This is a genomic window from Robertmurraya sp. GLU-23, assembly GCF_052983275.1.
On sequence record NZ_JBRKCV010000024.1, the window covers coordinates 21007 to 43342 of the forward strand.

Here is a 22336-nt window from a genome sequence, read left to right on the forward strand (position 1 = left end):
GAGGTCCATCATGTCAAATCAGTATTTAGATCCAAATTTAAAGGTGTTTACTCTTAATTCGAATCCTGCTTTAGCAGCAGAAATTGCAAAGGTTATTGGTGTGGAGTTAGGGAAATGTTCGGTTACTCGTTTTAGCGATGGAGAAATTCAAATTAATATCGAGGAAAGTATCCGTGGTTGTGATGTGTTTATTATCCAATCCACTAGCTCACCGGTTAATGAGCATTTGATGGAGTTATTGATTATGATTGATGCACTTAAAAGAGCATCTGCCAAATCAATTGGTATCGTAATGCCTTATTATGGGTATGCACGTCAAGACCGAAAAGCTAGAGCTCGTGAACCAATTACAGCTAAACTAGCAGCTAATTTACTTGAAACTGCAGGAGCTACTCGCGTAATTACATTGGACCTACATGCACCACAAATCCAAGGTTTCTTTGATATTCCGATTGATCACCTTATGGGTGTTCCAATTCTATCTCAATACTTTAGCAAGAAGGATTTAAGTGGGGATATCGTAGTTGTGTCACCTGATCATGGTGGGGTAACGAGAGCTCGTAAAATGGCAGAAAGACTTAAGGCACCAATTGCGATCATAGATAAGCGTCGACCTAGACCAAATGTTGCTGAGGTAATGAATATTGTTGGTAATATTGAAGGAAAGACGGCTATATTAATCGACGATATTATTGATACAGCTGGTACGATTACTCTTGCTGCCAATGCACTTGTTGAAAATGGTGCTGCTGAAGTGTACGCATGCTGTACACATGCTGTGCTATCTGGACCTGCGATTGAAAGAATTGAAAACTCAAAAATTAAAGAGCTTGTTGTAACAAACTCGATTGCGTTATCTGAAGAGAAAAAAGCGTCTAAGAAGATCAAGGAACTTTCCGTTGCTGAGCTTTTAGGAGAGGCTATTATTCGTGTACACGAAGAACAATCTGTAAGTATTTTGTTTGATTAATAAAATTCTGAGGCTTGCTACTGGTGCAAGCCTCATCTGTTTAGGCTAAATTAAAAAATTCTACGTTTAGACTCTCCTGTTTAAGGGCATTTTTTATAAAGAGACCTTAATATTGGAAGGAGAAAACGATTTTGACTACCCAATTACATGCACAGGAACGTGAGGATTTCCGTCAATCCACTTTGTCAATTATGCGTCACGAAGGCCAAGTGCCAGCAGTGGTTTATGGCACTAATGTAGATAGCAAAGCACTATATATCAATGCTGTCGATTTCGTGAAAACGATTCGAGAAGTGGGAAGAAATGGTGTGATCTCTCTTGATCTTGATGGAGAAACATACGATGTCATTTTATCGGATTATCAAATGGATCCAATAAAGAAGGAAATACTACACGCTGATTTTCTAGCTGTGGATATGGCAAAAGAAATACAAGTAAATGTTCGTGTTACACTTGTAGGTGAGGCTGCAGGTGTGAAAGATGGTGGAGTACTCCAACAGCCTTTACATGAAGTAAGTATCACAGCCACACCAGCAGATATTCCGCAGGTTATTGAGGTAGATGTTAGCAATCTACAAGTTGGCGAGACCATGTCTATTGCGGATATTCAAGGACGTACATCTTACCATATTAACAACGAATGTGAAGAGACGATCGTCTCAATTCTCCCTCCTAGACAAGAAGAGGAAATTAGTACTGGTGAAGAACAAGAACCAGGAATTCCTGAAAACCTAGAAGGAAGAGAGACAGAGGCTGTCGAATAATTAAAGATAACAAAGCAATCACTACAGGGACTGACCATATTTGTTTGGCCAGCCCCTTTTGATGTTGTAAGAGGTGAAACATGAAACTATTTATCGGTTTAGGCAACCCTGGAAAACAGTTTGATCAAACAAGGCATAATATAGGGTTTGAAGTGATTGATCATTTATCCAATGAATGGAATATTAAGCTTGATCAGTCAAAATTTAAAGGAATATATGGTGTTGGTTATGTAAATGGGGAAAAAGTTTTTCTATTAAAGCCATTAACTTACATGAATTTATCTGGAGAGTCTATCCGTCCGTTAATGGATTACTTTAATATTTCTATGGAAGATATCGTTGTGATATATGATGATCTTGACTTACCAGTAGGGAAGCTACGTTTAAGAGAGAAAGGCAGTGCTGGTGGTCATAATGGTATAAAGTCCTCCATCGCTCATCTAGGAACACAAGAGTTTAAACGTATACGTGTGGGAGTTGGAAGACCAACAAATGGGATGAGTATTAGTGACTATGTTCTTAGTAGATTTACAAAGGAAGAGCAGGAAACCATTAACCTCATCGTGAAAAAATGCGGGGAAGCATGCATAGATTGGCTAAAGGACCCTTTCTTGCAGGTAATGAACCAGTATAATCAATAATCATAGAAAAAAATAAATCTTCGGTTATCATTGCTACGTGGATTACATATCGTATATAAGTAATGAATGAATAAAGTCTGTCCTAAAAGGTCAATACTAAGCTTAATGAATTGTTTACTAGGAGGGACAGGCATGGCCATTCATTACCATTGCCGACACTGCGGACATACAATGGGCACCATTGAACAAACGACTTTAGAGTCTGAAAGATTAGGGCTTCACAAGCTGAATGGTGAAGAGCGACTTGATATGGTAAGTTATGATCCAGAGGGAAATATGCATATTAAATCGATTTGTGAGGATTGTCAGGAGTTGCTAGAAAGAAATCCTGGCTTTCATGAACAAGACTATCTAATTCAGTAAAACGCTTTGGAGAAACATCCAAAGCATTTTTCTGTTTTTATATTACATACATGTGTAGGTATTGGGAGGAGGGCATATATGTTAGCAATTAAGCAACTTTTCAGTGAATTAGATGATACAAAATCCGTCCTTTCTGGAATTGAAGAAGGCATTACTGAACAGCTGATTGCGGGGCTATCTGGTTCTGCAAGGACAGTATTTTTGGCTTCAATGTATGAGCGTATGAGAAAGCCAATGCTTATCGTTACTCATAATCTGTTACAAGCTCAAAAGCTCTATGATGATTTAATCCAATTGGTTGAGGTAGATGAGGTCTTCCTCTATCCAGCTAATGAACTCATCGCAGCTGAGATGAGTATTGCTAGTCCAGAATTAAAGGCACAGAGAATAGAGGCTTTAAATTATTTAAGCAGCAATGCAGGTGGAATTGTTATTGCTCCTATTGCTGGAGTTAGAAAATATCTTCCGCCACTCGAGCTTTGGAAATCCAAACAATATACGATTTCCCTAGGGCAAGATATTGAGTTAGGTGAGCTAAGTCTTCAGCTTGTGAAAATGGGGTATGCAAGGTCTGAAATGGTTGCAGCACCTGGTGAGTTTAGTGTACGTGGGGGGATTTTAGATATATATCCGCTTACGGAAGCGGACCCGATTCGGATAGAGTTTTTTGATACAGAAGTAGATTCTATTCGCACGTTCTCATTGGAAGATCAGCGCTCAAAGGATAAACTGTCTACCGTTTTTATTGGACCAGCAACGGAAGCGCCACTAGATGATTCCCATTTTCCAATAATCGCCGAGCGGCTTGAGGAGCATCTAGCAAAGAGTTTGAAAAAGTTGAAGGATGAGAAAGTAAAAACCGTACTGTCTCAAAATATAGGCTATGAAATCGAACAGCTTAAGAATGGTCAGAGGCCAGAGCAGTTATTTAAGTATTTATCATTCGCCTATGAAAAGTCTAACAGTCTATTAGACTATTTGCCGAAAAATGGTCTTATTTTTGTAGATGAAATTAGTAGAGTTCAGGAAATGAGCGATTCTTTGGATAAAGAGGAAGCTGAATGGTATACAAGCCTTCTAGGTGAAGGAAAGATTGTTCATGATATTCCTGTGTCTCACCAACTGAATGGAATGCTACAAAAATCTAAAAAATCAATTGTATATATGTCACTTTTCCTAAGACATGTGCCCAATACGAACCCACAAAATATTATTAATGTCACTTGTAAGCAAATGCAAAATTTCCATGGACAGATGAATGTGTTAAAAGGGGAAATTGAGCGTTGGAAAAAAGGGAAGTACTCCGTCATTTTTTTAGGAGAAGATAATGAGAAAAGTAAGAAACTAGAAAGAGTATTAGAAGACTATGAAATCGAAGCAGTTGTTGCGGACCAAAAGCAGGATATTTTAAAAGGAAAAGTCCAAATCATGCAAGGTGGGTTACAAACAGGCTTCGAGTTACCTATACAGAAAATTGTTGTTATAACAGAGGAAGAACTTTTTAATAAACGTTCGAAGAAAACAACAAGAAGACAAAAGTTATCAAATGCTGAGAGGATAAAGAGTTACTCAGAATTAAAAGTGGGCGACTATGTTGTTCACGTGAATCATGGGATAGGGAAGTATCTTGGGATAGAAACGCTCGTCATAAACGGAGTGCATAAGGATTATTTACACATTCGCTATCAAGGAACCGATAAGTTATATGTTCCTGTAGAGCAAATTGATTTGGTTCAAAAATATGTGGGATCTGAAGGCAAGGAGCCGAAAATATATAAACTTGGTGGGAATGACTGGAAACGTGTGAAAACGAAGGTTCAGTCATCTGTTCAAGATATTGCTGATGATCTTATTAAGCTTTATGCAGAAAGGGAAGCTTCTGTCGGTTATGCCTACAGTCCAGATGGAGATATGCAGAGAGAGTTTGAATCAGCATTTCCATATCAAGAGACAGAGGATCAACTGCGTTCTATCCAGGAAATTAAAAAGGATATGGAAAGAGAGCGTCCGATGGATCGACTGCTGTGTGGGGATGTGGGTTACGGAAAAACTGAGGTTGCCATTCGTGCTGCATTTAAAGCAATTGCAGATGGTAAGCAGGTGGCTTTGCTCGTCCCAACAACGATCTTAGCTCAGCAGCACTATGAGACTATGAGGGAACGTTTTCAAGATTATCCAATTAATATCGGCCTATTAAGTCGTTTTAGAAGCAGAAAGCAGCAGAATGAGACCATTAATGGCCTAAAGACAGGTACGGTAGATGTGGTGGTAGGAACTCATCGAATTCTTTCTAAAGACATTACGTATCGCGATTTAGGGCTGTTGATTATTGATGAAGAACAGCGTTTTGGAGTTACACATAAGGAAAAGATTAAGCAGTTAAAAACAAATGTAGATGTACTCACGTTAACGGCTACTCCGATACCGAGAACTCTTCATATGTCGATGCTAGGAGTAAGGGATCTATCGGTAATTGAGACTCCCCCCGAGAACCGTTTCCCGGTTCAGACCTATGTGATGGAGTATAACGGTGGACTCGTAAAAGAAGCGATTGAAAGGGAATTAGCACGTGGTGGGCAAGTTTATTTCCTTTACAATCGTGTGGAGGATATTGAAAGAAAAGCAGAAGAAATCAGTGCGCTTGTTCCAGATGCTCGTGTGACGTACGCACATGGTAAAATGACGGAGAATGAGCTTGAGTCTGCTATGCTTGGGTTTTTAGAAGGAGAATCGGATGTACTTGTTAGTACGACCATTATTGAAACGGGTGTAGATATTCCTAATGTAAATACCTTGATTGTATTTGATGCTGACCGTATGGGTCTTTCTCAGTTGTATCAGCTAAGAGGACGTGTAGGACGATCTAACCGGGTGGCATACGCGTACTTTACCTATAGAAAGGATAAGGTATTAACAGAAGTTGCAGAAAAAAGACTTCAAGCTATTAAAGAATTTACTGAGCTTGGATCTGGTTTCAAAATAGCCATGCGTGACTTATCTATTCGTGGAGCTGGAAATCTATTAGGTGCAGAGCAGCATGGATTTATTGATTCTGTCGGATTTGACCTATATTCTCAAATGCTTAAGGAAGCAATAGAGGAAAGAAAAGTTGGTATCGATAAAGAGGTTGTTATAAAGCCTGTTGAGATTGATGTGGAGGTAGATGCATATATACCAGACACATACATTCGTGATGGAAATCAAAAAATTGAAATGTATAAGCGGTTCCGTGGACTATTAACGCTAGAAGATGTACAAGAGCTTCAGGAGGAGATGATTGATCGATTCGGTGAATTCCCTGATGAAGTGGCCTACTTATTCCAATTATCCGAGTTAAAGGTCTATGCGAGAATGGCTGGTGTAGAGACAATTAAGCAAAGCAAAAATGAAATTAATATCATTGTCTCTGAAGAGGATAGCTCTCATATAGATGGGCAAAAAATATTTGAGGTAAGCAGTCAATTTGGCCGGATGGTTGGACTTGGAATGGACGGTAGTAAATTAAAGATGGTTCTTCATATTAAGGGAGTTGGGCTAGATCAGTGGCTAGACGCTGCATTCAAGATGATGAAAGGTCTTCATAATGCAAGGAAGGATCTAGGAAGTATTGTCTCATAAGAGATAAATAGCATAGTAAAATGTTTAATTGCAAAGGTAAGGGGTAAGTAAAGATAAATTGGTTTATTTATCCATTGTTGTTAATTTTAACATTTTAGAGAAAAAACTATGTAAGTGTATAGAACTTTCCATATGAAAGATACTAAGTTCAAACAATGGCAATCATTTCACAACGTAGGGAGATGGATGCCAATCGTTTAAATCATCAGATGAAAGTGAGGCAACGTTGGATGAAAGCAACTGGTATTGTTCGTCGAATCGATGATTTGGGTCGTGTCGTCATTCCTAAAGAAATCCGTAGAACTCTTCGAATTCGTGAGGGAGACCCGTTAGAAATTTTCGTAGACCGCGATGGAGAGGTGATCTTAAAGAAGTATTCTCCAATCAGCGAGTTAAGTGACTTTGCAAAGGAATATGCAGAGGCTCTATACGATAGCCTAGGAAATCCCATCTTAATTTGTGACAGAGATGCTTACATAGCTGTTGCAGGTAGCTCAAAGAAGGACTATTTAAATAAGAATATTAGTGATCTTGTTGAAAAAACAATGGAAGACAGAACGTCGGTCATTATTACACAACAGGGTGAAGTCGCATTAATCGATGGAATTGAAGAAACCATTTCTTCATACACCGTGGGACCAATTATTGCAAACGGTGATCCTATCGGTGCTGTCATCATCTTCTCGAAAGAATCCACTATCGGTGAAGTAGAGCGTAAAGCTGTAGAAACAGCTGCTGGATTCCTGGCAAGACAGATGGAATCATAAAATTCAGGGTGAAAAAGAGGTAGCAATCAGCTGCCTCTTTTTCCGTCTTATCATGTATGCAAGTCTCTGATGTGCTATAATAACTCCGAATTACATAAATTGGGGGTGAGGGTGATTAAACCCCATATAGAGTCACATACCATACTAAAGGGAACCTTACTTCTTACTGTTTCTGCACTTATTGTTAAAGTGCTAAGTGCGTTTTATCGAATTCCCTTCCAAAACCTAGTTGGGGACGTTGGATTTTATATCTATCAACAAGCCTATCCCTTCTACGGAATGGCCTTGGTGTTATGTACATACGGCTTTCCTGTTATTATATCTAAACTTTATATTGAAAAAATGAGCGTAAAAGACGTTCAAGGAGCAAAGAAGCTAATTGTAACCTCCTCTTTTCTTTTATCTTTGATTGGAGTCATCTTATTTATAGCTTTATTTTACGGTGCTCCTTATATAGCCTCTTTTATGCAGGACCCACATATTGCCCTTCTTTTAAAGGCCATTTCTTTTATCTTTCTTTTATTCCCGGTTCTATCTATTTTGAGAGGGGTTTTCCAGGGAAGTGGTGATATGAAGCCGACGGCAATATCACAAGTAAGTGAACAATTTATACGAGTCAGCACCATTTTAATGGTTGCCTTCTTTTTGAGGAACGAAGATCTATATACAGTGGGAGCAGGAGCGATGTTTGGTTCCGTTATCGGAGGGCTAGTAGCAGTATCCGTCTTGCTTTTCTATTTTAAAAAGAGGCAAAAGGATTTCCCGGTGTTTTTTCAAAAGGCATCCATTCCATCATGGTCTGAAGCAAAGGGAATTATAAAATTAGTTTGTATTCAAGGATTTGCTATTAGTGTAAGTAGTATGCTTCTCTTATTTATTCAACTGGCAGATTCTCTAAACCTGTATTCATTATTATTAAAAATTGTGACAAATGAACATGCTGCAAAAGAAATAAAGGGAATATATGATCGAGGAGTTCCTCTTATTCAACTCGGAACGGTAGTAGCTACATCGATGTCGTTAGCGCTTGTACCAATTATCTCTAGTGAAAAAGTGAAAAAGAATATGAGGGTGTTACATGATCGAATTCGCTTGTCTTTGCTTATTAGCATAATGATTGGATGCGGAGCAAGTATTGGGCTTCTTTCCATTATTGAGCCGACCAATATATTTTTATTTCGAAATAGCGAAGGGTCATCCATTCTTGCTATGCAAAGCACCATCATTCTTTTAAGTTCCCTTATTATCACCTTATGTGCGGTACTTCAAGGAACGGGGCAAATCGTCTTTCCTGCGATCACCATTGTTCTTGGATGTTTATTAAAATACTTATTTAATATGTATTTCGTGCCCCTATTTGGAGCATATGGTGCGGTCTTTGCTTCCGTTTTATCACTTGTTATTATTTGCATCCTTTTGTTTATGGTTCTACTAACAAGGGTAAAGGGAGAGATTATAAAAGGGAAAGAGTTAATAAAGGTTGCGGTGGCTGCTTTCATCATGTTTTTGGTATTAAAAGGGTACCAGTGGCTTATTGATCATTTCCTGAATGAACCGAATCGATTAGAGTCTGGTTTAGAAGCAATGGTTGGTGTCATATTAGGGGGACTAAGCTACTTAATTGTTATATTAAGATTATATACATTTAAAGAGAGTGAATTGAGTTTATTGCCTTTTGGAAGCAAACTAATACAATTACTCCCGAAAAAAAATAGGAGTTGATGAATTTGAATAAAATCCAAATCGTTGGTCTTGGTGCAGGTGGTATGGATCAGCTGCCACTTGGTATATATAAAATTTTAAAACAAAGTGAGAGAGTGCATCTTCGAACGAAAGAACATCCTGTAGTGGATGAGTTAGTGAGAAAAGAAGATTTTCAGTTTACTTCATATGATCATATATACGAAGCAAAAGAAACATTTAATGAGGTATATGAGTCTATATGCGATGATCTTATCTCAAAAGCAAATATGGGGTCACTAGTGTATGCTGTTCCTGGACATCCATTGGTTGCCGAACGTACGGTTCAAATTCTGTTAGAAAGAGCAAATGAGCTACAGGTAGAGATTGAGGTTATTGGAGGTCAAAGTTTTTTAGATCCCTTGTTTCAGGCAGTAAAAATCGATCCAATAGAAGGATTCCAACTTTTAGATGGGACAAATCTGAAGCGTGACGATATTTATATGAGTCAGCATCTGATTATCGGGCAGGTATATGACACTTTTATTGCCTCAGAAGTAAAACTAACATTAATGGAAAAATACCCTTATGACCATGATGTGACGATTGTAACAGCAGCAGGTACTTCCAAAGAACTGGTCAAAAAGGTTCCCTTGCATGAGCTTGACCGAGAAGTGACATTAAATAACTTAACCTCCGTATATGTACCACCTGTTCAAAATGAAGAGTTATCTTATAAAGAGTTTTCTAAGCTTCGAAATATAATTGCTGAACTTCGTGGGCCAAATGGCTGTCCTTGGGATAAAAAGCAAACACATCAATCTTTAAAAAAGTATCTGATTGAAGAGTCATATGAGTTAATTGAAGCAATAGAGGAAGAAGATATTGACCACATGATTGAAGAGCTAGGAGACGTACTACTTCAAGTAATGCTACATGCACAAATCGGAGAGGATGAAGGATATTTCTCTATTGATGAAGTAATTGAGGGAATATCAGCGAAAATGGTTAGAAGGCATCCGCATGTATTTGGTGATGTGACCGCCGAAACGGCTGACGAAGTTTTGAAAAATTGGCAAGAGATTAAAGTGGAAGAAAAAGGGGAACAAAAAGTTTCTATTCTTGATGGTGTAGGTACACATTTACCTAACTTAATACGTGCTTATGAATTACAAAAAAAGGCGGCAAAGGTTGGTTTTGATTGGGAAAATGTATTACAAGCATGGGAAAAGGTAAAAGAGGAACTTCTAGAGTTTGAGGAAGAACTCGCAAAGGATACGCATACAGATGATTTGCAGAAGGAATTAGGAGATATCTTGTTCGCTCTGGTCAATATTGCTCGGTTTTTACAAATTCAGCCTGAAGAGGCTTTGTTTCAAACAAATCAAAAATTCATGCGACGCTTTGCCTTTATAGAGGCTAAGGTGCTTTCAAGTGGGAAAAGCTTTGATGAATTTACGTTAGAAGAGCTTGATCAGTTCTGGAATGAGGCAAAAAAAGAAGAGCGATAAGGAGGAGTTTAATATGAGATTAGATAAATTTTTAAAAGTCTCACGTCTTATTAAAAGAAGAACACTTGCAAAAGAGGTTAGTGACCAAGGGAGAATTACGATAAATGGCCTCCAGGCAAAAGCGAGCTCAACCGTAAAAGTTGGAGATGAACTGGCTGTCCGATTTGGGCAAAAGATCGTAACGGTAAAAATTGAAAAGCTTCAAGAAACTTCTCGAAAAGAGGAAGCGGCAGATATGTATAGTCTTGTTAAGGAAGAGAAGGTTGAAGAAGCCGTTGAATAGCTAGCTAGAAGAGGAATCGTATCCTTATGTTTCTGTTCTAATTGAATCATTCCCTTCATACATATGTACAAAAGGTTGTACAAAGTGATTGTGAGGGATGAGAGAATGAGCCAATACTATGACACAAATACTTCAAAGGGATCTACGTTACCAGATCATGATGTCATCATGAGGGGACGTAGACTTTTAGACATCACAGGTGTGAAACAAGTTGAGAGTTTTGATAATGAAGAGTTTCTTCTTGAAACCGTAATGGGCTTTCTTGCTATTAAGGGTCAGAATCTGCAGATGAAAAACCTAGATGTTGATAAAGGGATTGTATCAATTAAAGGGAAAGTTTTTGATCTTGTGTATTTAGATGATCAGCATGGGGAGAAGGCTAAAGGTTTCTTTGGCAAGCTATTCCGATGACGCTTACTACACAATTTTTAACAATGATTTCCATGGCGGCCATGGGAAGCTATCTAGGTGCTGCAATTGATACGTATAATCGTTTCTTATTTCGATCGAAAAGAAAGTCTTGGCTTGTATTTTTAAACGACATATTCTTTTGGATTCTACAAGGTTTGATTTTTTTCTATGTTTTATTTGTTATTAACCAAGGAGAATTAAGGTTTTATATCTTCCTGGCCATTCTCTGTGGGTTTGCTGCTTACCAAAGTCTCTTAAAGCGTGGGTACGCAAGAGTTTTAGAGATTATCATAAACATGATAATCTCTATTTATCGGTATGCTGTTAAAATATTCCTTATGCTTATTTATAGGCCCATTGTCTCTCTCTTGTTAGGTTGTGTTAGTCTAGTTACAATTATAGGGAAGGGACTATTCGCACTTGTGATGTGGACAATCAGGGTCATTTGGACGATAATTAAACTGGTACTTACCCCTATCAAATGGCTCTTGATATTATTTTGGAATTTATTGCCGAAACATATTAAAAAAACCGTCGAGAAGTTATATAATAAGTTAGCAGGATATTATCAGAGAATAAAGAATACCATTAATAACGTTCTTTCTAGGTGGAGAAAGGACAAAGAGTAAGGAGGGAACGCCGAGGTGAGTGTTGTTAGAAAACGCAATATAACAAAAATACCGTCACAATATGTGGAGCATCAGGAAATGGCAGTGATTCAAAATGCAAGAAAAAGAACTCTGCTTATGAGAAGGCTTATTGTTTTTATTGTAATTGTAGGATTATCAGCATACTTTATTGTATCTACACTCCTAAGGCAATCCGCGACTCTAGAGGCAATGAAGGAAGAAAAGCAAAAGGCGGACCAGGAACTAGTCGCCTTAAAAAAGGATGAAACCATCCTTAAAGAGGAAATCATTAAGTTAAATGATGAAGAATATATCGCTAAATTAGCAAGAAAGGATTTCTTTCTTTCCAATAGTAACGAGATAATTTTCAACCTCCCAGAGGAAAAAAATGACAAGGAAAAATGAACCGGTAACTCGGCTTATTGACACGCTTTTTTTCCTTTCTGTATAATATATATAAAGTATGATTTTTTATATTCTTAAGGAGGAACATTCTTTTTATGTCAATCGAAGTAGGCAGCAAGTTACAAGGAAAGGTAACAGGCATTACTAATTTTGGAGCTTTTGTAGAGCTACCGGAAGGATCAACAGGTCTTGTTCACATTAGTGAAGTTGCAGATAATTATGTTAAGGACATTAATGACCATCTAAAAGTTGGTGACCAAGTTGAAGTAAAAGTTATCAATGTTGAGAAAGATGGGAAGATCGGTTTATCAATTAAAAAAGCTGTGGATCGACCTGAAAGACCTGAGAGACCTGAACGTAGCTCTCGTCCAGAAAGATCGGAAAGACCACCATATCGTGGTGGCGGAAATGATTCAAGAGGAGCAGGGCGTCCGCGTCAAGGGAAAGCAAATGATAGAATGCCTGCTAAAGAGAACTTTGAGTCTAAAATGGCTCGTTTCTTAAAAGATAGTGAAGATCGACTGTCTTCTCTTAAGCGTAATACTGAGTCTAAGCGCGGTGGAAGAGGAGCTAGAAGAGGGTAACTTGCTGCTTATACATTAATAAATATGAAGGCAAGCCGAAAAACGGCTTGCCTTTTTGTATGGATTCATAAATTTCTATAAAAAATGACTATTTTTATTCCCATAATTTCTACAAAAACCCCTTTCTTTTTGGAAGGGGTTTTGACTTCCGAAGTTATGAATATAGTTCCGAAAGCGAAGAAATATATAGAATCTTGTCACGTTATTGAATAAGTCTTGAATTAATCCAAGAATTACGTCGAAGGAAAATTGGAATATGTTGAGTAATTATGACAAAATTTTGAACTTATGTTTTTTATAATGCTTGCAACGAAACAAAAATGGGGTGTAAAAATTATGGAAAAGGTAGAAAGGAATATTATTGATCCTGTCGGTGATGTCAATTTTAATAAACATAAGATTGAGTTTGGAAATATGTTGAGCAAGCTACAAGCAAAGTTAGAGACGTTTTTCGTAAAGAAAGGAATTCTTCTACTACTCATCGGATTTTTGCTTGGACGAGCCCTTATATTGGCTAAACTAACGCCTTTTGCCCTTCCTTTTTTTGCGGCTGTCTATTTCGTAAAAAAGGACAAAGCTCCTCTTGCTTTAATCGGACTAGTAGCTGGTGCAGCAACCCTTTCAATTGTAAATTCCGCTTTTGCTTTTTGCACAGCTTTTCTCTTTTTATTTGCCTTTCGACTAACGAAAAGATGGTTGAAAACAGAAGTTCGTGCAATCCCCTTTTATGTATTCTTCACTTTGGGTATTGGTGAGATTGGAAAAAGCTATCTAACAACAGGCAATGTATCACTTTACGATGGAATGATGGCAGGGGTTGAGGCTAGTCTTGGCTTCATATTAACCTTAATTTTCCTTCAGAGTATCCCTCTTCTTTCAATAAGTAAAAGAAGACAAACTTTAAAAACCGAAGAAATCGTATGTCTTATTATTATGCTGGCATCTATTATGACAGGGACCATTGGTTGGTCATTGTATGATTTATCTATTGAACATATTATGTCGAGGTATTTAGTATTAGTATTCTCCTTTGTTGCTGGGGCAACCGTAGGCTCTACTGTCGGAGTTGTGACGGGATTAATATTCAGTCTGGCGAACATTACTAGTTTCTATCATATGAGTTTACTAGCCTTTTCGGGGCTGTTAGGAGGGCTTTTAAAAGAGGGGAAAAAAGTAGGAGTAGCCGTTGGATTATTAATAGCAACTTTATTAATTGGCATGTACGGAGAGGGTGGTGGTTCTCTTTACAAAACCGTCTTAGAATCATCTGCTGCGATTCTATTATTTTTCCTGACACCTCAAGCACTAACATCTAAACTAGCCAAGCATATCCCTGGAACACCCGAGTATTCTGCTGAGCAACAGCAGTATATGAGAAAAATGAGGGATGTAACTGCACAAAGAGTAGAACAATTCTCTTCTGTCTTTCAAGCTCTGTCAGACAGTTTTTCATCATTAGATGATAGTGGAGAAATAGACAAAGATAGAGAACTTGACTTTTTCCTAGGAAACGTAACAGAAAAAACCTGTCAAACTTGCTTTAAAAAGGAAAATTGCTGGTCCAGAAACTTTAATACAACTTATGAATATATGAAAGATATTATGAATGAAATGGATCAAAACTCTGGTGTTGTGCCATTAAAGCTTTCACGAGACTGGGAGAAACATTGCACAAAGTCCAAAAAGGTAGTCGATGCGATTCAACAGGAATTAACCTTCTATCAAGCGAATCAAAAGCTGAAGAAACAAGTGCAGGAAAGTAGAAGACTTGTGGCTGACCAACTCCTGGGTGTTTCAACGGTCATGGGGAACTTTGCAAAGGAGATTCAAAGGGAAAGAGATAATCATTATAAGCAAGAAGAACTTATACTTGAAGCATTACGAGAGTATGGTGTTCATATAGAACATGTTGAAATCTATAGCCTTGAACAAGGAAGTGTTGATATAGATATAACCATTCCATATTGTAATGGACATGGAGAATGTGAAAAGATCATCGCACCTATGTTATCAGACATATTAGGGGAAAACATCGTTGTAAATGCAGAAGAGTGTGCTTCCTATCCAAATGGTTATTGTCATGTAACGTTCCATTCGGCGAAGGCTTTTACAATTGATACAGGGGTTGCTCATGCGGCAAAGGATGGGGGCTTTGTATCAGGTGATAGTTATTCAACGATTGAGCTTGGTGGTGGAAAGTATGCTGTTGCCATTAGCGATGGCATGGGAAATGGGGAAAGAGCCCATATCGAGAGCCAGGAAACTCTTCAACTTCTACAGAAAATTCTGCAATCGGGAATAGAGGAGAAGGTGGCCATTAAGTCAGTCAATTCTGTCCTATCTCTGCGCACAACGGATGAAATATTCTCGACTTTAGATTTAGCAATGATTGATCTTCAAAATGCCGCTGTACGTTTCTTGAAAATTGGGTCAACACCAAGTTTTATTAAGAGGGGGAACGCAGTTATTAAAGTCCAAGCGAGTAATCTTCCGATGGGGATTATTCAGGAGTTTGATGTGGATGTGGTAAGTGAACAATTAAAGGCTGGTGATCTCCTGATTATGATGAGTGATGGAGTATTTGAAGGGCCTAAGCATGTAGAGAACTATGACCTTTGGATGAAACGGAAAATCGGAGAGTTAGTTACGGACGATCCACAAGAGGTGGCTGATTTAATTATGGAAGAGGTGATTCGCTCTCGTTCAGGGTATATTGAGGATGATATGACAGTCGTTGTTTCAAAGATTAAACATAATACTCCGAAGTGGTCCTCTATACCGGTTAATAAATATCGACAAAAAGCAAACTAGTTATTTTATACAGTAAAGAGAAAAGATATGTATATTTCCTCTCCAACTAGTCGAAAATGTTATCAATATGTAGACGTGGAGGGGAATCGAATGAAAACTGGCACATTAAAACAAATTCTTTTGATAACTGATGGATGCTCAAACCAAGGAGAGGACCCAATTGCTGTTTCAGCTTTAGCAAAAGAACAAGGGATCACTGTAAATGTTATTGGAGTGATGGAACAGGATGTTATTGATGATCAAGGTTTAAGAGAAATTGAGAATATTGCATTATCTGGTGGAGGAGTAAGTCAAGTAGTCTATGCACAGCAGCTTTCTCAAACCGTACAAATGGTTACTAGAAAGGCAATGACACAAACACTTCAAGGAGTGGTAAATAAGGAATTACAGCAAATTTTAGGTGGTTCACAGACAGTAGAGGACTTACCTCCGGAAAAACGAGGCGAAGTAATGGAGGTTGTTGATGAGCTTGGAGAAAAGGTAGAACTGGAAGTGTTGATTCTTGTCGACACAAGCGCAAGTATGAAGCACAAGCTTCCAACTGTTAAAGAGGCTTTATTAGACCTATCGTTAAGCCTTAATGCTAGGTCAGGTGACAACCATTTTTCCGTATTTGTATTTCCCGGGAAAAAGAATGATGTCGAAAAATTGCTAGATTGGACCCCGAGGTTAGAATCATTAAGTAGTATTTTTTCAAAACTTACAACAGGTGGAATTACACCTACTGGTCCCGCACTCCGTGAAGCACTGTCATCCTTTAAGAAAAAACGTTCGTTAAGGAGCCTACTTTCTCGTGATGATGAACAATTCTTTGAAGAATCTGTCTAATTTAACAGCTGGAACAATTGTTGAAGGGAAATGGCATAAGAATAGATATGTAATTGTCAAGGAGCTTGGGTATGGAGCAAATGGAATTGTTTATCTTGCTCAGTACTTAAATCAGTATATAGCATTAAAGTTGAGTCATAATGGCATGTCAATTACTTCTGAGGTCAATGTCCTCAAATCCTTTGCCAAGGTCCAAGGGTCAACCCTAGGGCCTTCTTTGGTTGATGTGGATGATTGGATAAGACCGTCAGGAAAGATATCCTTTTATGCAATGGAATATATTAAAGGTCCGGACTTTTTAACGTTTATACAACAAAAGGGGTCAGTATGGATTGAAGTTCTTGTGCTACAGTTACTCTCCGATCTCCATCTATTGCATGTCAATGGATGGACTTTTGGGGACTTAAAGCCAGAAAATTTAATCGTTACAGGTCCACCATCGAAAATAAGATGTATTGATGTTGGAGGTACAACCATTCAAGGAAGAGCAATCAAAGAATTCACAGAGTTTTATGATAGAGGTTATTGGGGTCTTGGATCAAGAAAAGCAGATCCAGCTTACGACTTATTTGCAGTTACTATGATTATGATCAATACCGCATATCCAAAGCGGTTCCAGAAAACTTCAGGAGGTCTTAATCAGTTACAAATGATGATTAAACAAAAGTCTGAATTACTAAAATTTGAGCAAGTGATCATTCATGCACTGCAAGGGAAGTACCAATCAGCTCTGGACATGAGAAAAGCAATAATTGAAGGTAATCATGCTCCTATTCAGCCCAATACAACGAAGGCATCCAATATACAATCACAAAAGCAACGCTCTAAACCATCTGTGCAGCAGCAAAGAAGCCAGGCACAAAATCAAACGGGTCAAAGTCGTCAAATTGTTGTAAAAAAGAAAAAGAAAAGGCATGCCCTTGAAACAATGCTCATTGTAACGACGCTGTCCTTTCTTTATTTCCTTTATATTTATGGGCAGTTATAAAAAAATAATAAATAAATCCCTTAGTTTTTGAAGGAATGTATAGAACATGGTAAGCTAATGATAAGACAATGAAGTAAGGAAGAATCTCATGCTTGAACAAAAAGTAGAAGCTTTTCTAAATCGAAAACAAATAAACTTAATGGGAGCTAGCATTTTAGTTGGTGTATCGGGAGGCCCAGATTCCCTTGCACTTCTGCATTTCCTATGGAGGCGTCAAGAGCGTTACCAATTAAAACTTTTTGTTGCACATGTCGATCATATGTTTAGAGGAGGTGAGTCCGAGCGTGAAGCAAGGTTTGTACAGTCCTTTTGTGAAGAAAGGAACATTCCTATAACGGTTCGTTCTATAAATGTACCATTGTACATGGAAGAAACAGGGTTGAGCTCCCAGGTAGCTGCTAGAGAATGCAGATACTCTTTTTTTCAAGAAACGATGAGAAGGGAAAACCTTCGCTATTTGATGCTCGGACATCACGGGGATGACCAAATGGAAACGGTAATTATGAGGTTAACAAGAGGAAGTTCAGGAAAAGCTAGAGTCGGTATCCCTTTTTCAAGACCATTTGATAGAGGGACCCTTCTAAGACCTTTTCTTTGCGCCTCTAAACAAGAAATAGAAGAATACTGCCAAAGACATTTGTTAGATCCAAGAAGAGACCCTAGTAATGACAGTGACAAATATAGTAGAAATCGATTTCGCCACACCATCCTTCCTTTTTTGAAAGCTGAAAACCCTAGGGTACATGAGCATTTTCAAAGGTTTAGTGAGGAAATGGAAGAGACAGAGTACTTTTTGGAAGACTTGGCAAACCAACAATTAACAAAGGTCATAAGTTTTCAAAGTGAAGAAAAAAATGTTGTTGACATACAAACCCTATGCTCAATGCCAATGCCTTTACAAAGAAGAGTGATTAAACTAATATTAAACTATCTTTATAAGCAACAACCAGCTTCCCTTTCTGCTATTCATATTGAACAGATCTTTTCTCTTATCAACAATCCTCAGCCCTCCGGTGTGATTGATTTACCTGAAAAATTAAAGGTAACTCGTTCATATGGAGAGTTACAATTTCAATTTCAACATACCCTACCAAAGGATGTAACCTTTGAAATTGAATTAAAGGTTGGAAAAACTGTATTACCAACAGGGGATTTCATGACTTGGGAATATCTTGATAAAGAAATAGAATATACTAACATTAATCAACTTCTACTTCCTTTCACCTACAGCAATCTTCCGCTGAAGGTCAGAACAAGGAGAGAGGGAGATCGAATGAGAGTGAAAGGGATGAAAGGAACAAAAAAGATTAAAGATATCTTTATTGATCTGAAGCTACCCATTAAAGAGAGAAATAGGTGGCCTATTGTTACAGACTCAAATGATCATATCATTTGGATTCCTGGAATAAAGAAATCAGATATATCTTCTTTCGTTCAAGCTGATGAAAAGAAATACATACTTTTACAATATAACAAGCAATGATCTTCTAGGGGGCACAAACAAATCATGATGAAAAATGACATTGAAAAAGTTTTATTTTCTGAAGAAGAAATTCAGGAGAAAATCAAGGAGTTAGGGGCAAAACTATCACATGATTATAGTGATAAGTTCCCATTAGCAATTGGCGTACTTAAGGGTGCGATGCCTTTTATGGCAGATCTTTTAAAACGAATGGATACATACCTTGAAATGGATTTTATGGATGTGTCGAGTTACGGAAATTCAACGGTATCTTCTGGTGAAGTGAAGATTTTGAAGGATTTAGATACTTCAGTAGAGGGTAGAGATATATTAATAATCGAAGACATCATTGATAGTGGGTTAACACTTAGCTATCTTGTTGAGCTTTTCCGTTACCGCAAAGCAAAGTCAATTAATATTGTCACATTATTAGATAAACCTACTGGACGTAAGGCTGATATAGCGGCAGATTATGTTGGATTCATCGTTCCTGATGAGTTTGTTGTAGGTTATGGTCTCGATTATGCGGAGAAATACCGTAATTTACCTTATATTGGGGTTTTGAAGCCGGAAGTTTATACAACAAATAACGAGTAAGCGTACGACAAAAGAATTAGTATAGTATGCATATTAAATAGGCATATTCATATACTGGAACAATTTTCTATGTTACTATTTACTATAGTTTGTTTACCCGTGGGAGGAGGTAAGGGATGAATCGGATTTTTCGTAATACCATCTTTTATTTATTAATTTTTCTAGTGATTATTGGTGTGGTTAGCTTTTTCAATGGTAATAATGAACCGACCGAAAATATATCTTATAGTAAATTCGTAGACCATCTTGAAGCTAAACAGGTGGAGTCCATCTCAGTTCAGCCTGAAAGAGGAGTTTATGAAGTTCGTGGGACACTTGAAGGTGCAGAAGAAGGAAAAACATTTATTACTTACGTATGGAACAGTGAAAGTCTATTACAAAGGATTGAGCAGGCAGATCCTACTGTAGATGTGCTTCCTGCGAAGGAAACAAGTGGTTGGGTAACTTTCTTTACTTCTATTATTCCGTTTGTCATTATCTTTATTTTGTTCTTCTTCCTTTTGAATCAGGCACAAGGCGGTGGAAGCCGTGTCATGAATTTTGGAAAGAGCAAGGCGAAGCTTTACAATGACGACAAGAAGAAGGTTCGTTTCAAAGATGTAGCTGGCGCTGATGAAGAGAAGCAAGAGCTCGTTGAAGTCGTTGAATTTTTAAAGGATCCTCGTAAATTTGCAGAACTAGGTGCGCGTATTCCAAAAGGAGTACTTTTGGTAGGACCTCCAGGTACCGGTAAAACACTATTAGCCCGTGCGGCCGCTGGTGAAGCAGGTGTTCCATTCTTCTCCATTAGTGGTTCAGACTTTGTTGAGATGTTTGTTGGGGTAGGGGCATCGCGTGTACGTGACTTATTCGAAAATGCAAAGAAGAATGCTCCTTGTATTATCTTTATTGATGAAATTGATGCAGTTGGACGTCAACGTGGTGCTGGGCTTGGTGGTGGACACGATGAGCGTGAACAAACGTTAAACCAATTGCTTGTTGAAATGGATGGATTCGGAGCAAACGAAGGAATTATTATCGTTGCCGCTACAAACCGACCAGATATTTTAGATCCTGCGTTACTACGTCCAGGGCGCTTTGACCGTCAAATAACTGTGGATCGTCCAGATGTTGTTGGTCGTGAGGCAGTGTTGAAAGTACATGCGCGTAACAAGCCACTTGATGAATCAGTCAACTTAAAAGCGATTGCAGCTCGTACTCCAGGGTTCTCTGGAGCAGATCTCGAGAACTTATTGAATGAAGCAGCATTAGTTGCAGCTCGTCGAAATAAGAAAAAAGTTGATATGACAGATATTGATGAAGCGACAGACCGTGTTATTGCGGGACCTGCGAAAAAGAGCCGTGTCATATCTAAGAAAGAACGCAATATTGTTGCTTTCCATGAAGCGGGCCATACCGTTATTGGTGTGGTGTTAGAGGAAGCCGAAATGGTGCATAAGGTAACGATTGTCCCTCGTGGGCAAGCAGGTGGATATGCGGTAATGCTTCCAAAAGAAGATCGTTACTTCATGACGAAACCTGAGTTACTTGATAAAATTGTTGGCTTACTAGGAGGACGTGTTGCTGAGGAAATTGTCTTCGGTGAAGTAAGTACAGGCGCTCATAACGACTTCCAACGTGCAACAGGAATTGCTCGCCGAATGGTTACAGAGTTCGGAATGAGTGAGAAGTTAGGTCCATTACAATTTGGTCAAACTTCTGGTGGTCAAGTGTTCTTAGGGCGAGACATTCATAATGAACAAAACTATTCAGATAAGATTGCCTATGATATCGATCTTGAGATCCAAACCATTATTAAAGAGTGTTACGCTAAAGCGAAAAAGCTTCTCACTGAAAACCGAGATAAACTTGATTTGATAGCAAATACACTTCTTGAAGTAGAAACTCTAGATGCTGAGCAAATTAAGCACCTAGTTGAAAAAGGATCACTTCCTGATCGACCATCTAGTGAGGATGGTGTTGATGCAAACCCTACAACATCAGTGGTAGATGATGTGAAAGTGAATATCGGCGGTAAGAAAGAAGAAGAATCGTCAATAGATGAGGCATCTTCAAATGAAAGTACACTACCTGATTTAAGAAGTAAAAAAGAATAATAAATCTTAAGAGGTACTCATCTACTGAGTGCCTCTTTTCTATGCTTGCGTTGGATAGTTATGGTATGATGTTGGCAGAATGAAACTAAAGGATAAGAAATTTTAATAAAGTGGTGAGACGTTTGATATTTGTATTTGACGTGGGGAATACCAATATTGTGTTAGGTGTATATGATCGAGAGGAATTAAAACATCATTGGAGAATAGAAACAAACCGTTCAAAAACAGAAGATGAGTTTGGAATGATTATTAAGAATCTATTTACGCATGCCAATCTTTCTTTTTCGGATATAGACGGAATCATTATATCTTCCGTTGTACCGCCTATTATGTTCTCTTTAGAACGTATGTGCCAAAAGTATTTCCATATAAAGCCCTTAGTTGTTGGACCAGGAATCAAAACGGGGTTAAATATAAAGTATGAAAACCCAAGAGAAGTTGGAGCAGACCGGATAGTTAATGCAGTAGCTGCTATTCATGAGTATGGAAGTCCGTTGATCATCGTTGATTTTGGTACGGCAACAACCTATTGTTACATAGATGAACATAAGCAATATATGGGAGGAGCCATTGCTCCTGGTATTAATATTTCAACAGAAGCTCTATATACTAGGGCTGCCAAGCTTCCAAGGATAGAAATTGCTCGTCCAGATGGGGTGGTAGGAAAAAATACGGTTGCGGCCATGCAAGCGGGGATTCTATATGGCTATGTAGGTCAAGTGGAAGGAATTGTCAAACGCATGAAGGATCAAAGTAGAGCAAAGCCTACCGTTATTGCTACAGGGGGATTATCCAACCTCATTGCACAGGAATCCAATATTATTGACATTGTAGACCCATTTTTAACATTAAAAGGTCTTCAAATAATTTATAAAAGAAATTTGGAAACGATAAAGTAAGATAACAGCTTTGTATGACTGAAAGGGGT

General features: G+C 38.2%; 20 protein-coding genes. All 20 read left to right on the forward strand.

The window, feature by feature from the left end; genetic code table 11:
• Positions 1–10: 10 nt before the first annotated feature.
• Positions 11–970 (forward strand): ribose-phosphate diphosphokinase, encoded by a 960-nt coding sequence (locus tag ACVBAX_RS23605; protein ID WP_160548422.1) that lies wholly within the window; start codon positions 11–13, stop codon positions 968–970.
• A 131-nt stretch (positions 971–1101) separates the two neighbouring features.
• Entirely contained in the window at positions 1102–1734 is a 633-nt protein-coding gene (locus tag ACVBAX_RS23610) for a 50S ribosomal protein L25/general stress protein Ctc (protein WP_447119265.1), read from the forward strand.
• A gap of 80 nt (positions 1735–1814) precedes the next feature.
• A complete protein-coding gene (pth, locus tag ACVBAX_RS23615) occupies positions 1815–2375 on the forward strand; it encodes an aminoacyl-tRNA hydrolase (protein WP_447119267.1) in 561 nt (186 codons plus the stop codon).
• Positions 2376–2507: 132 nt separating this feature from the next.
• Positions 2508–2738: an anti-sigma-F factor Fin gene (locus ACVBAX_RS23620; protein ID WP_430777085.1), complete on the forward strand. Its 231-nt coding sequence runs from the start codon at positions 2508–2510 to the stop codon at positions 2736–2738.
• A gap of 78 nt (positions 2739–2816) precedes the next feature.
• Positions 2817–6356, forward strand: a complete 3540-nt coding sequence (gene mfd, locus ACVBAX_RS23625) for a transcription-repair coupling factor (RefSeq protein ID WP_447119269.1) — start codon at positions 2817–2819, stop codon at positions 6354–6356.
• 230 nt (positions 6357–6586) lie between these two features.
• The gene (spoVT, locus tag ACVBAX_RS23630; RefSeq protein WP_160548451.1) at positions 6587–7123 is read left to right on the forward strand and encodes a stage V sporulation protein T; all 537 of its coding nucleotides are present in this window, start codon (positions 6587–6589) and stop codon (positions 7121–7123) included.
• A gap of 111 nt (positions 7124–7234) precedes the next feature.
• Positions 7235–8845, forward strand: a complete 1611-nt coding sequence (locus ACVBAX_RS23635; RefSeq protein ID WP_447119271.1) for a putative polysaccharide biosynthesis protein — start codon at positions 7235–7237, stop codon at positions 8843–8845.
• Positions 8846–8850: 5 nt separating this feature from the next.
• Entirely contained in the window at positions 8851–10314 is a 1464-nt protein-coding gene (gene yabN, locus ACVBAX_RS23640) for a bifunctional methyltransferase/pyrophosphohydrolase YabN (RefSeq protein ID WP_447119273.1), read from the forward strand.
• 13 nt (positions 10315–10327) lie between these two features.
• Positions 10328–10597: an RNA-binding S4 domain-containing protein gene (locus ACVBAX_RS23645; protein ID WP_251524188.1), complete on the forward strand. Its 270-nt coding sequence runs from the start codon at positions 10328–10330 to the stop codon at positions 10595–10597.
• Between the two features lie 105 nt (positions 10598–10702).
• Positions 10703–11008, forward strand: a complete 306-nt coding sequence (yabP, locus tag ACVBAX_RS23650) for a sporulation protein YabP (protein ID WP_430777089.1) — start codon at positions 10703–10705, stop codon at positions 11006–11008.
• Positions 11005–11637 carry a spore cortex biosynthesis protein YabQ gene (gene yabQ / locus ACVBAX_RS23655; protein ID WP_430777090.1) on the forward strand — a complete coding sequence of 211 codons (633 nt, stop codon included), beginning with the start codon at positions 11005–11007 and terminating at the stop codon, positions 11635–11637. Before yabP ends, yabQ begins: the two co-directional genes overlap by 4 nt.
• Before the next feature lie 15 nt (positions 11638–11652).
• Positions 11653–12042, forward strand: coding sequence for an FtsB family cell division protein (locus ACVBAX_RS23660; protein WP_447119276.1), 390 nt, complete (start codon positions 11653–11655; stop codon positions 12040–12042).
• A gap of 95 nt (positions 12043–12137) precedes the next feature.
• Entirely contained in the window at positions 12138–12626 is a 489-nt protein-coding gene (locus tag ACVBAX_RS23665; protein WP_119706222.1) for a S1 domain-containing RNA-binding protein, read from the forward strand.
• A gap of 336 nt (positions 12627–12962) precedes the next feature.
• The gene (spoIIE, locus tag ACVBAX_RS23670) at positions 12963–15437 is read left to right on the forward strand and encodes a stage II sporulation protein E (RefSeq protein ID WP_447119278.1); all 2475 of its coding nucleotides are present in this window, start codon (positions 12963–12965) and stop codon (positions 15435–15437) included.
• Between the two features lie 27 nt (positions 15438–15464).
• On the forward strand, positions 15465–16265 hold the full coding sequence (locus tag ACVBAX_RS23675) for a VWA domain-containing protein (protein ID WP_430777094.1): 801 nt from the start codon (positions 15465–15467) through the stop codon (positions 16263–16265).
• On the forward strand, positions 16234–17253 hold the full coding sequence (locus ACVBAX_RS23680) for a protein kinase domain-containing protein (protein WP_447119307.1): 1020 nt from the start codon (positions 16234–16236) through the stop codon (positions 17251–17253). Before ACVBAX_RS23675 ends, ACVBAX_RS23680 begins: the two co-directional genes overlap by 32 nt.
• Before the next feature lie 88 nt (positions 17254–17341).
• Complete coding sequence (gene tilS, locus ACVBAX_RS23685) at positions 17342–18736, forward strand: tRNA lysidine(34) synthetase TilS (protein ID WP_447119280.1); 1395 nt, start codon at positions 17342–17344, stop codon at positions 18734–18736.
• Between the two features lie 24 nt (positions 18737–18760).
• On the forward strand, positions 18761–19312 hold the full coding sequence (gene hpt, locus ACVBAX_RS23690) for a hypoxanthine phosphoribosyltransferase (RefSeq protein ID WP_447119282.1): 552 nt from the start codon (positions 18761–18763) through the stop codon (positions 19310–19312).
• A 116-nt stretch (positions 19313–19428) separates the two neighbouring features.
• A complete protein-coding gene (gene ftsH / locus ACVBAX_RS23695; RefSeq protein ID WP_430777098.1) occupies positions 19429–21408 on the forward strand; it encodes an ATP-dependent zinc metalloprotease FtsH in 1980 nt (659 codons plus the stop codon).
• A 122-nt stretch (positions 21409–21530) separates the two neighbouring features.
• Positions 21531–22307 (forward strand): type III pantothenate kinase, encoded by a 777-nt coding sequence (locus tag ACVBAX_RS23700; protein ID WP_430777099.1) that lies wholly within the window; start codon positions 21531–21533, stop codon positions 22305–22307.
• The last annotated feature ends 29 nt before the right edge of the window (positions 22308–22336 follow it).

Coding starts and splice junctions, on each gene's coding strand:
- ACVBAX_RS23605 (WP_160548422.1), top strand. CDS start 11: ATGTCAAATCAGTATTTAGATCCAAATTTAAAGGTGTTTACTCTTAAT.
- pth (WP_447119267.1), top strand. CDS start 1,815: ATGAAACTATTTATCGGTTTAGGCAACCCTGGAAAACAGTTTGATCAA.
- ACVBAX_RS23620 (WP_430777085.1), top strand. CDS start 2,508: ATGGCCATTCATTACCATTGCCGACACTGCGGACATACAATGGGCACC.
- mfd (WP_447119269.1), top strand. CDS start 2,817: ATGTTAGCAATTAAGCAACTTTTCAGTGAATTAGATGATACAAAATCC.
- spoVT (WP_160548451.1), top strand. CDS start 6,587: ATGAAAGCAACTGGTATTGTTCGTCGAATCGATGATTTGGGTCGTGTC.
- ACVBAX_RS23645 (WP_251524188.1), top strand. CDS start 10,328: ATGAGATTAGATAAATTTTTAAAAGTCTCACGTCTTATTAAAAGAAGA.
- yabP (WP_430777089.1), top strand. CDS start 10,703: ATGAGCCAATACTATGACACAAATACTTCAAAGGGATCTACGTTACCA.
- yabQ (WP_430777090.1), top strand. CDS start 11,005: ATGACGCTTACTACACAATTTTTAACAATGATTTCCATGGCGGCCATG.
- ACVBAX_RS23665 (WP_119706222.1), top strand. CDS start 12,138: ATGTCAATCGAAGTAGGCAGCAAGTTACAAGGAAAGGTAACAGGCATT.
- spoIIE (WP_447119278.1), top strand. CDS start 12,963: ATGGAAAAGGTAGAAAGGAATATTATTGATCCTGTCGGTGATGTCAAT.
- ACVBAX_RS23675 (WP_430777094.1), top strand. CDS start 15,465: ATGTATATTTCCTCTCCAACTAGTCGAAAATGTTATCAATATGTAGAC.
- ACVBAX_RS23680 (WP_447119307.1), top strand. CDS start 16,234: ATGATGAACAATTCTTTGAAGAATCTGTCTAATTTAACAGCTGGAACA.
- tilS (WP_447119280.1), top strand. CDS start 17,342: ATGCTTGAACAAAAAGTAGAAGCTTTTCTAAATCGAAAACAAATAAAC.
- hpt (WP_447119282.1), top strand. CDS start 18,761: ATGATGAAAAATGACATTGAAAAAGTTTTATTTTCTGAAGAAGAAATT.
- ftsH (WP_430777098.1), top strand. CDS start 19,429: ATGAATCGGATTTTTCGTAATACCATCTTTTATTTATTAATTTTTCTA.